Genomic DNA, 10,680 nt, shown 5'->3' on the forward strand with positions numbered 1-10,680 from the left:
AACTGCATGATTGTTAAAATAAAAAATTATAAATATAGTGCATTTAATGATCGGTAAATTGATATTAAATGAGAACTTAAATGAAAAAATTATTTGTATTGGGTTTTGTAAGTTTATTGGGTGTGGGGCAAAGCTATGCAGCAAAAGAATTCTTAAATGTATCTTATGATCCAACCCGAGAGTTTTATCAGGAATACAACAAAAGCTTTGGTACTTTTTGGAAGCAAAGAACGGGGCAAGACGTTGAGTTTAAACAATCGCATGGTGGTTCTGGGAAGCAAGCACGTTCGGTGGTTGACGGTTTGCAGGCGGATGTTGTGACTTTGGCTTTGGCGAATGATATTGATGAAATTGTCAATGCAGGGTTGATTGACAAAAATTGGCAAAAAGAGTTTCCCAATAATTCAGCACCTTATACATCAACAGTTGTTTTTTTAGTACGGAAAGGTAACCCAAAAGGGATTAAAGACTGGAATGATCTTGTTAAACCTGATGTTGAAATTATTACACCTAATCCAAAAACGGGAGGAGCACCCCGTTGGATTTATTTATCTGCATGGGGCTATGCTTTAAAACAACCGGGCGGCGATGATGTTAAAGCGAGGGCGTTGGTTAAGCAACTTTATAAAAATGTGAAAGTTTTAGATTCGGGTGCGCGGGGCTCATTAACGACTTTTGCTGAGCGTGGAATTGGAGATGTATTGCTGTCTTGGGAAAATGAAGCGCTCTTAGCAACTTCGGGGCCAGATAAAGATAAATATCAAATTATTTATCCATCAATTTCAATCTTGGCAGAACCATCAGTTGCCATCGTCGACAAAACTGTAGATAAAGACGGCAATCGTCATTTGGCAAAAGGCTATTTGAATTACTTATATTCACCTGTAGGACAAGATCTTGCGGCAAAATATAATTTCCGCCCTCGTAATGCTCAAGCAGCTAAAAAGTATGCTGGAAAATTTCCGAAAATTAAATTATTCACGATAGATCAAGTTTTTGGTGGTTGGGCTAAAGCACAAAAAACACATTTTGCGAATGGCGGGATTTACGATCAATTTACTGCTGAAAGATAGTTCGTACTCTATGATTTAAGGCTTCGGAAATGCATTTGCAAATCATATATTTTCGTATGATTTTAACTGGATCGAAGAAGCTTAAATTCTCATATAATTGCTGTGGTTTATTCTTAAAATGTGAATATATGAATATCTCAGTGGATTTATATTTTCATACAAAAAATAGGTGACTTCTAAGAGCTGACATCTAAAAGTAAAGTTAAAGTCATAAAGACATCATTTGATCATTGATCAAATTGCAGTTTATCAACGAATCTCATATATTGAAGTCAATGATAGATGAATGATTGATATAGTGATGAAAACTAATTTAAAAGCGTTATTCGCTTCAGCGCTTTTTGTAGCTGGTTTGAATTTGACGACTACGACAGCTTCGCATGCAGCAGACCGTGAATTTTTGAATGTTTCTTATGATGCAACACGTGAATTTTACGATGAGTTTAATCAATCATTTGGTACATATTGGTTAAAGCGCACAGGTAAAACCGTTAACTTTAAACAATCGCACGGTGGTTCAGGCAAACAAGCACGTGCCGTTGTTGATGGTTTAAAAGGTGATGTAGTGACTTTAGCTTTGGCAAATGACATCAATGAAATTGCTAAATCAGGTCAAATCAATCCAGGATGGGAAAAAGAGTTTCCTTATAACTCAGCACCTTATACGTCGACCATTGTATTTATGGTGCGTAAAGGTAATCCAAAAAATATTAAAGATTGGACGGATTTAACCAAACCGGGTGTGCAAATTATTACCCCTAACCCTAAAACGGGCGGTTTACCACGTTGGATTTATCTGTCGGCGTGGGGTTATGCGCTTAAACAGCCGGGTGGTAATGATGCCAAAGCACGTGAATTTGTGTCTAAAATGTACCATAACGTAAAAGTCATGGATCCAGCAGCACGTGCTTCAATGACGACTTTTGCTGAACGTGGCATTGGTGATGTACTACTGACATGGGAAAATGAAGCCATGATCAGCAAGAAAACCTTGGGTAATAAGTTTGATATTATTTATCCATCTATGTCGATTTTAACTGAGCCTTCAGTGGCAATCGTAGATAAAACCGTAGAGAAGAATGGTAATAAATGGTTAGCTACAGGCTATATCAATTATTTGTATTCTCCATTAGGACAGGATATGGCTGCTCGTCATTTCTACCGTCCACGTAATGAAAAAGTTTTGGCAAAATATGCAAAACAGTTCCCACCGTTAAAAACATTCACGATTGATGAAGTCTTTGGTGGTTGGGCAAAAGCGCAACAAACACACTTTGTAAATGGCGGCGTGTTTGATCAAATATATAGTTCAAAGCGTTAATTTACTTAAAGCATTTGTTCTGATGTTAAAAAACCTCCATTTTGGAGGTTTTTTAACAAATGATCGGGTTGAAAATCTAAAATAATGCTCAGAAATATCGTAAAAAATTGCTTAAAACGGTTTTCTCTATAAAAAGTAATATTTCCCTACAAAAAGTCGTTTGGAGCTTTTGTAAAACAAGGTAATAATGTGCAGTTACTTTTTTGATTGAACTGAAACCATACTTATGTCTCATATTTCTGTATTACTACATGAAACTGTCGATGCTTTACTTGCAGATCGCAATACAGGAATTTACGTGGATGGGACATTCGGGCGAGGCGGGCATACGCGTTTATTGCTGTCTAAATTAGATGAAAATGCACGTGTATATGCATTTGATAAAGACCCGCAAGCTTTAGAAGTGGCTTATCAACTCGAAAAAGAAGACCCAAGATTTAAAATTATTCATGCCAGCTTTGCAGATTTACAACAAGAACTCAATCAACTTGATATTTATCAGGTGGATGGTGTTATGGCAGATTTAGGTGTTTCATCGCCACAGTTAGATCAAGCAGATCGTGGTTTTAGTTTCATGAAAGATGGCCCACTTGATATGCGTATGGATAATTCTCAGGGACAAACTGCTGCTGAATGGTTAGTGAGTGTTGAAGAAGAACATCTTGCTAATGTTATTTTTCAATATGGTGAAGAACGTTATAGTCGACGTATTGCCAAAGCCATTAAAAATGCAGGTTATATTGAAACAACAGCACAATTGGCTGAAATTGTGAAAGTAGCCCATCCGAAATGGGAAAAAAATAAACATGCTGCTACACGAACCTTTCAAGCCATTCGTATTGAAATCAATAAAGAACTCGATGATGTTCATCATTTTTTACCTCAAGCTGTAGATTTGCTAAAATCACATGCACGTTTAGCGGTGATTAGTTTCCACTCACTTGAAGACCGAATTATTAAGCAATTCATTCAAAAAGAATCAACTTTGGCTGAAGATAATGGTTGGGGATTACCACAAAAAGTCCAAGACACACGTAGACTGAAAAAAGTAGATCGGATTCGTGCAAGTGAAGAGGAAGTGAAAGCAAATCCTCGTTCACGCAGTGCTTGGCTTCGAGTTGCAGAACGCTTAGAACATAAAGGCGCAGAATGAAAGAAGAAATTGTAGAAGAATCAACACAAAAGTTGACAATAAAAAAATTTATTGTTTATGGCATAGTGATTTTTTTGGTACTGACGAGCGCATTTATGGTGGTCATGCAAGTCTTTGCTTATCGTCATGATTTTCGTGATTTAAATAGTTATATGCGTGAGCGTGAAGACATCAATGCGGAATGGGGACGCTTGTTGATCGAACAACAAACCTTTGGGGCGACTGCTCAGATTGGTACACGTGCAGTTACACAACTCAGAATGTATTCACCGCCAGCTGCACAAACAGTTGTCATTTCATTACCGTCTGAATCAGAGCAGAAGAAGTAAGGCATCTGTATGGTAGATAAGCAAACTAAACAGACTCGGCAGCCACGTAAAAAGCAGCCATCGATTACAGAGAAAAACACCGTTTCTCTGGAAATGTGGCGTTTTTATTTATTGTGGGGTGTCGTTTTACTCTGCTTTGTAGGATTGGTCGGTCGTGCATTTTATGTTCAAGTCATTAATAAAGACTTTTTACAAAACAAAGCCAATGCCAATATTCTGCGTTCTGAAAAATTAAAAGCCATGCGTGGCGTGATCAGTGACCGTCATGGCGTGCCTTTGGCGATCAGTTCACCGATTATGAAAGTGGTCATTGATCCACGTGAATATTTTGAAACTAAAGACCAGTTCGAAAAAATTACGGCTGAATTACAGAAAACCCCAAACAGTCGTAAATTAAAACGTCAATTACCTGATGAAAATTTAAATTTAGATGAATTGGCAGATGTTGTTGGTATTGATCGTGCGGATTTAAAGAAAAAATTAGCAGATCGTCCTCGTTCACGTTATTTAGTGCTTAAAAAAGAAGTTCCACCACCACAAGCAGATTTAATCACGCAACGTAAATTTGCAGGCGTGTATGCAGAAAAAACCTATAAGCGTTATTACCCTCAACCCCAACCGAATGCTCAAATTATTGGTTTGACCAATAGTGAAGGCACAGGTATTGAAGGTTTGGAAATGAAGCTTAACACTCGCCTTGCTGGTGAGGATGGTGAGCAGAAAATTTCTCGCGATAAACATGGTAATCGCATTACAACACCTGAAGTGGTTAAAGAAGTCAAAACAGGTGAAAACATCACCCTCAGTATTGATTCACGTTTGCAATATATTATGTATCGTGAATTAACAGCAGTCGGTGTTGCCAATAATGCACGTTCTGCTTCAGCGATTGCGGTAGATGTGAAGACGGGTGAAATTTTAGCCATGACCAGTTGGCCTTCTTATAATCCAAATGATAAAGATGGATTAAGTAATAAGGATGCAATGCGAAACCGTGGTGCGATTGATATGTTCGAACCCGGTTCGACCATGAAGCCATTCACGATTGCCGCAGGGTTGGAAAGTGGTCAATACACGCCTAATACCGTGATTAATACCAGTCCGGGTTCTATGCGTTTAGGTTCGCATACTATTCGTGATACGCATAATTATGGTGCATTGACCGTGACTGGGGTGATCATTAAATCATCTAACGTCGGTTCTGCAAAAATTGCATTATCACTTCCCAAAGAAACTTTACCTACTTTCTTTAAGCGTGTTGGATTTGGTCAGCGTTCAGCCGTTAAATTCCCGGGTGAAAGTGGTGGTTTAGTTCTCCCTCCTGAAAAATTAAATTCGTCGCAAATCGGAACCATGGCTTATGGTTATGGTTTAAATGCGACCATTCTACAATTGGCTCAAGGTTATGCCATGTTGGCTAATCATGGGGTGGAATATCCACTCAGTTTATATAAGCTGGAAGATCAACCGAAAGGCAAACAGGTTTTAGATACTAAAATTGCAGACAATATTTTGTTAATGTTAGAGCAAGTCACGATGCCGGGCGGTACTGCTAAGCAGGCTAATATTCCGGGTTATCGTGTAGGTGGTAAAACAGGTACTGCGCATAAACTACGTCCTGACCATAGAGGATATTCAAATACTGAATATCGTGCTCTATTCGCAGGTGTTGCACCGATCAGTGATCCACGCTTAGCCATTATTGTGGTGGTTGAAAACCCACGAGGTCAATATTATGGTGGTCTTGTTGCTGCCCCTGTATTTGCTCGAATCATGCAAGAATCGTTAAGATTGATGAATGTTCCACTCGATAAGCCGTTAGAAACTGCAAAAGCATCCAAATAGGTAAAATATGACGATTCATTTTCAAGACATCGTAAATGTCGAAACACAACTGCCTTGGATGTCCGCGCCATTTCGTGGGTTTAGCCTGGATAGCCGTTCGATACAACAGGGTCAAATTTTTATCGCTTTGACCAGTTATTCTCAGCCTGAAAAAACATTGCAATTTGTACAATCAGCTTTAGATAAGGGCGCTTTAGGTATTGTCAGTGAAACGGACTTGGGACTTGCAGATGTTTTTGTTTGCCCAGATGTTCGTCAGCAAATGGGGCAATGGCAAAAACAATATTTACAAGCAACTGATCCAGTGAGCGCTGCACATGTACTTGCAGTGACAGGAACCAATGGTAAAACGACGATTTCACGCTTAGTTGCAGAATTAGTCATGCTACAAGGTAAAAAATGTGCGGTGATGGGAACAACAGGGAACGGTATTTTACCGAACCTAGAAGCATCTTCGCACACCACTTTGGATGCACTGCATTTACAAAACTTACTGCATGATTTTGCTCAACAAGGTGCGGAATTTGTTTCACTTGAAGCCAGTTCTCATGGTTTGGAGCAAGGTCGCCTCAATGGTTGTGATATTGAAATCGCAGCCTATAGTAATTTAAGTCGTGATCATTTGGATTATCACGGAACACTTGAAGCATATGCAGAAGCAAAATCACGCTTATTTAAATTTCCAAGTTTAAAAGTAGCTGTGATTAATATGGATGATGCACATGCCGATATCATGCTCAATGCTGCAAGTAGTAATTTAGCGCATCCAAAAGTATTAACTTATTCCACAGCTAAAGCTGCTGATTATCAAGTTTTTGGGATTAAATACAGTCTGGAAGGTGCAAGTTTTCATTTGAAAACAGTAAAAGGTGAATTTACTGTGAAGAGTCCATTGCTTGGACATTTCAATATTGAAAATTTAGTTGCCAGTTTAATTGTGGCTGAACAAGCAGGCTTTGATCTCAAAGCATTGATTGCATCAGTGCCAAAACTCAAAGGCGCACCAGGACGGATGCAAGTGATTCGTGATGAAGATCGCCTATTTGTTGTAGATTATGCTCACACTCCAGATGCTTTGACACAAGTCTTAAAAACTTTAAAGCGCCATGTTGAAAATCAACTTTGGGCAGTTTTTGGATGTGGTGGTGATCGGGATCGTGGTAAACGACCATTGATGACTAAAGCTGCATTAGAGCAAGCTAATCCTGTCATATTGACCTCAGATAATCCTCGAACTGAAGATCCTGAACAGATTTTTGCAGATATGAAACGTGACGTTGATTTTAGCCAACGCGAGATACATGAAATTCATGACCGTCGTGAAGCAATCAAATATGCCGTAAAACACGCACAATCGGGTGATATTGTGGTGATTGCAGGCAAGGGACATGAAAATTATCAAGAAATTGATGGTGTACGCCATTGGTTTGATGATGTCGTGGAAGTGCAATCGGCGATTGATGCACAACACCATAAACCAAATTCAGCTTATCCAGCTCAGTAGGAAGAAGAGATGCATACTTCTACGACAAGTACTGTGCCTTTGGAGCCATGGTCAGCAGCGCAACTTGCTGAAGCGACTCAAGGTTATTGGTATTTAGACAAAGCACCACAAGGTGAAATTAAACGTATTTTGACGGATTCACGTCATGCGGAAAATGGTGATGCATTTTTAGCGCTCAAAGGTGAGCGTTTTGATGCGCATGATTTTATTGCACAAGTTGCTGCAAATGGCTGTCAAGTGGCTATAGTCAGTCAGCCTATTGATACTGATATTTGTCAGTTGGTTGTAGCTGATACGCGCTTGGCATTGGGCCATTTGGGTGCATATCGTCGAGCGCAACATCCGCAATTAAAAGTGATTGCATTGACAGGCAGTAGTGGTAAAACCACCACCAAAGAAATGCTAGGTAGTATTCTCACACGTTTAGCACCAACTTTAATTACACGTGGTAACCTCAATAATGATTTGGGTGTACCGATGATGTTATTGGAGCTTCGGGCTGAACATCAATATGCTGTCATGGAATTAGGTGCCAGTCATCAAGGTGAAATTGATTACACCTCAAACTTAGTTCAACCGCATGTTGCAGGTATTCTCAATATTGGGACTGCACATTTGGGAGAGTTTGGTGGGCGTGATGGGATTTGCCGTGCTAAATCAGAAATTTATGCGCATATAGATCAAGCTGGAACTTCGATTGTCCCAACCAATGATGATTTTAGCGATACCATTCGCCAAGCCGTGCAGACTGAAAATGTATTGAGTTTTGGTCAAGGTGGTGAAGTTTTCGCATCTGAAATTGAATTACAAGCTCAATCTGCAACATTCACAATAAATACGCCTAATGGTGTTCGTACAGTAAATTTACCATTTGCAGGCGAACATAATGTACATAATGCGGAAGCAGCAACAGCATTTGCTTTGGCAATAGGTATTGATTTAGATGATATTGTACTGGGGCTGGAATCTGCACAAGGTGCGAAAGGTCGTTTAAACTTTATTCGTAAAGGCAATTATTTATTTATTGATGATACTTACAATGCCAACCCGACTTCAATGCGAGCTGCAGCAGAAGTGCTTGCTCAGCAAGAGGGGGTTCGGGTGATGGTGATTGGTGATATTGGTGAGCTCGGGGATTCGGCTGCGCAGCAACATTATATGTTGGGGCGTGATCTTGTTTCAGTAAAAGGGATTAACTTTGTGGTTGCTGTTGGTGAGTTTTCACCTGCAACGCAAGAAGGTGCAAGAAGCACGCAGTATGGTAAAAAAATGCAAGCTTTTCTTAATCAAGAGCAAGCACTACCGTTATTATTAAGTTTAATTAAAACACATCAACCACAGTCCATGAGTTTCTTGTTTAAAGGTTCTCGTTATACCCATATGGAAACGTTGATGGCTGATTTGATGGAGAAAGTTTAATGCTGTTTTGGTTATTTCAGCACTTGGCGGGTTATGAAAATGCGTTCCAAGTTGTTCGATATTTGTCATTCCGAGCGCTGTTAAGTGTATTGACTGCATTAGCAATTGGCTGGGCTTTGGGGCCAGTCATGATTCGTAAACTGCAAGCCTTAAAATACGGTCAAGCGGTGAGTTCTTTTGCACCTGAAAACCATGCTAAGAAAATGGGTACGCCAACGATGGGCGGGATTTTAATCCTACTTTCGATTGGAATCAGTACCCTACTTTGGGCAGATCTATCTAATCCTTATGTGTGGATTGTGCTAGCCGTGATGGTTATTTTTGGTGCTGTGGGTTGGGCGGACGACTGGATCAAAGTTCGTTATAAAGATAATGCGGGATTGCCTGCCAAGAAAAAATTCTTTTGGACTTCAGTAGGTTCGCTAGGTGCAGGCATTGCATTGTATGTCATTGCGACACAACAAGAAAATCCTGTGCATACCGCGAATATGCTGGATTTGTTGATTCCGTTCTTTAAAAATCTCAGTATTCCATTATCTGCAATTCCATTGGGAATAGGCTTCATTATTTTCACCTATTTAGTCATCAATGGTGGTTCAAATGCTGTGAATTTAACGGATGGCTTGGATGGTTTAGCCATTATGCCAATCGTTTTGGTTGCAGCAGGTTTGGGTGTGTTTGCTTATTTGGCAGGGGATATTCGTTTTGCTAATTATCTGCACATTCCCTATGTAAAATATACCTCTGAATTGGTGATTGTCTGTGCGGCAATGATCGGTGCAGGTTTAGCATTCCTTTGGTATAACGCACATCCTGCGCAAGTATTTATGGGTGATGTTGGTGCATTATCACTTGGTGCTATGTTGGGTACGATTGCGGTGATGGTTCGTCAAGAAATCGTTTTTGCGATTATGGGTGGCGTATTTGTAGTTGAAGCCATTTCTGTATTTTTGCAAATCGGTTCATTACGTATGCGTAATAAACGTGTATTCCTGATGGCACCTTTGCATCATCACTATGAGAAAAAAGGTTGGCGTGAAACCCAAGTGGTCATTCGCTTCTGGATTATTACAATTATGCTGGTAGTTTTAGGGTTAATGACTTTAAAATTGCGTTAAGCAAAAGTTGTTTGAGAAAGTCGGCAGTTGCCGGCTTTTTTTATAACTTTAAATGAGTTTGGAGAATGTTATGAATGTGTTGATGTGCCCAGTATGTCGTGAAGCGCTCAGCTTAACGGATAAAACATGGCGCTGTATAAACAATCATAGCTATGATGTGGCAAAACAAGGTTATGTCAATTTGCATGTTGTACAGCATAAGCATAGTAAAAACCCAGGGGATACACCTGAATCTGTACAAGCACGCCGTGCATTTTTGAGTGGTGGTTTTTATGCACCATTACAACGAGCAGTTGTAGAAAAGATTCGTGAATTAAAAATTGAAAACCTACTTGATATTGGTTGTGGTGAAGGTTATTACACCGATGCGATGCAACATGAGGTTATGCAATGTGTGGGTGTAGATATTGCAAAAAATGCAGTACAAGTTGCAGCGAAGCTTAATAAGGAAGTGACTTGGATTGTCGGTACAGGTGCAACATTACCTGTACTAGATCATTCTATTGATTTGTGTAGCAGTTTATTTAGCCCCATTCCTCAAGAAGAAATTTTGCGTGTATTGAAACCTAAAGCCTATCTCATGGTAGTTACGCCTGCGCCTGAACATTTGTTGGCAATGCGTGAAGGCTTATTTGAAGAAGTGAAAGCACATGAACCACATAAGTTTGTTGAACAGCTAAAAGAACATTTTGAATTGATTGAACATCCCATTGTTGAATCAAATTTTGAGTTGGATCAAATCCAATTGAAAAATCTGATTGCAATGACGCCGTATGCATATAAAGCAAAACCTGAAAAGCGGTTGGCTTTGGAAGAGCAAATCAAGACTCAATTGAAGGCCGCATTTCAAATCTATTTATTTCAGAAAAAATAATGGGCTTAATTTTGCAATCAATTTTCAATAAAAAAAACGCCATC

The 10,680-nt window shown here is 39.5% G+C and carries 9 protein-coding genes; all 9 read left to right on the forward strand.

Annotation, left to right across the window (positions count from 1 at the left end):
• Positions 1-80: 80 nt before the first annotated feature.
• The 9 genes from GGG_RS0105915 to GGG_RS0105955 all read left to right on the forward strand — a co-directional run bounded on the left by GGG_RS0105915 (position 81) and on the right by GGG_RS0105955 (position 10,636).
• Positions 81-1,073, forward strand: a complete 993-nt coding sequence (locus tag GGG_RS0105915; protein ID WP_010113036.1) for a sulfate ABC transporter substrate-binding protein — start codon at positions 81-83, stop codon at positions 1,071-1,073.
• A gap of 301 nt (positions 1,074-1,374) precedes the next feature.
• Positions 1,375-2,394, forward strand: coding sequence for a sulfate ABC transporter substrate-binding protein (locus GGG_RS0105920; RefSeq protein WP_029574470.1), 1,020 nt, complete (start codon positions 1,375-1,377; stop codon positions 2,392-2,394).
• Between the two features lie 226 nt (positions 2,395-2,620).
• Positions 2,621-3,547: a 16S rRNA (cytosine(1402)-N(4))-methyltransferase RsmH gene (gene rsmH / locus GGG_RS0105925; protein WP_010113039.1), complete on the forward strand. Its 927-nt coding sequence runs from the start codon at positions 2,621-2,623 to the stop codon at positions 3,545-3,547.
• On the forward strand, positions 3,544-3,876 hold the full coding sequence (locus GGG_RS0105930; protein WP_010113042.1) for a cell division protein FtsL: 333 nt from the start codon (positions 3,544-3,546) through the stop codon (positions 3,874-3,876). Before rsmH ends, GGG_RS0105930 begins: the two co-directional genes overlap by 4 nt.
• Positions 3,877-3,885: 9 nt before the next feature.
• On the forward strand, positions 3,886-5,721 hold the full coding sequence (gene ftsI / locus GGG_RS0105935) for a penicillin-binding protein PBP3 (RefSeq protein WP_010113044.1): 1,836 nt from the start codon (positions 3,886-3,888) through the stop codon (positions 5,719-5,721).
• A 7-nt stretch (positions 5,722-5,728) separates the two neighbouring features.
• Positions 5,729-7,225: a UDP-N-acetylmuramoyl-L-alanyl-D-glutamate--2,6-diaminopimelate ligase gene (locus GGG_RS0105940; protein ID WP_010113046.1), complete on the forward strand. Its 1,497-nt coding sequence runs from the start codon at positions 5,729-5,731 to the stop codon at positions 7,223-7,225.
• A 9-nt stretch (positions 7,226-7,234) separates the two neighbouring features.
• Positions 7,235-8,644 (forward strand): UDP-N-acetylmuramoyl-tripeptide--D-alanyl-D-alanine ligase, encoded by a 1,410-nt coding sequence (gene murF, locus GGG_RS0105945; protein ID WP_010113048.1) that lies wholly within the window; start codon positions 7,235-7,237, stop codon positions 8,642-8,644.
• Positions 8,644-9,762: a phospho-N-acetylmuramoyl-pentapeptide-transferase gene (gene mraY / locus GGG_RS0105950; protein WP_010113050.1), complete on the forward strand. Its 1,119-nt coding sequence runs from the start codon at positions 8,644-8,646 to the stop codon at positions 9,760-9,762. The genes murF and mraY overlap by 1 nt, the downstream gene beginning before the upstream one ends.
• A 70-nt stretch (positions 9,763-9,832) precedes the next feature.
• The gene (locus tag GGG_RS0105955; RefSeq protein ID WP_010113053.1) at positions 9,833-10,636 is read left to right on the forward strand and encodes a putative RNA methyltransferase; all 804 of its coding nucleotides are present in this window, start codon (positions 9,833-9,835) and stop codon (positions 10,634-10,636) included.
• The last annotated feature ends 44 nt before the right edge of the window (positions 10,637-10,680 follow it).

This window comes from Acinetobacter sp. P8-3-8 (genome assembly GCF_000214135.1).
Classification (GTDB): domain Bacteria; phylum Pseudomonadota; class Gammaproteobacteria; order Pseudomonadales; family Moraxellaceae; genus Acinetobacter.

Coding starts and splice junctions, on each gene's coding strand:
- GGG_RS0105915 (WP_010113036.1), top strand. CDS start 81: ATGAAAAAATTATTTGTATTGGGTTTTGTAAGTTTATTGGGTGTGGGG.
- GGG_RS0105920 (WP_029574470.1), top strand. CDS start 1,375: ATGAAAACTAATTTAAAAGCGTTATTCGCTTCAGCGCTTTTTGTAGCT.
- rsmH (WP_010113039.1), top strand. CDS start 2,621: ATGTCTCATATTTCTGTATTACTACATGAAACTGTCGATGCTTTACTT.
- GGG_RS0105930 (WP_010113042.1), top strand. CDS start 3,544: ATGAAAGAAGAAATTGTAGAAGAATCAACACAAAAGTTGACAATAAAA.
- ftsI (WP_010113044.1), top strand. CDS start 3,886: ATGGTAGATAAGCAAACTAAACAGACTCGGCAGCCACGTAAAAAGCAG.
- GGG_RS0105940 (WP_010113046.1), top strand. CDS start 5,729: ATGACGATTCATTTTCAAGACATCGTAAATGTCGAAACACAACTGCCT.
- murF (WP_010113048.1), top strand. CDS start 7,235: ATGCATACTTCTACGACAAGTACTGTGCCTTTGGAGCCATGGTCAGCA.
- mraY (WP_010113050.1), top strand. CDS start 8,644: ATGCTGTTTTGGTTATTTCAGCACTTGGCGGGTTATGAAAATGCGTTC.
- GGG_RS0105955 (WP_010113053.1), top strand. CDS start 9,833: ATGAATGTGTTGATGTGCCCAGTATGTCGTGAAGCGCTCAGCTTAACG.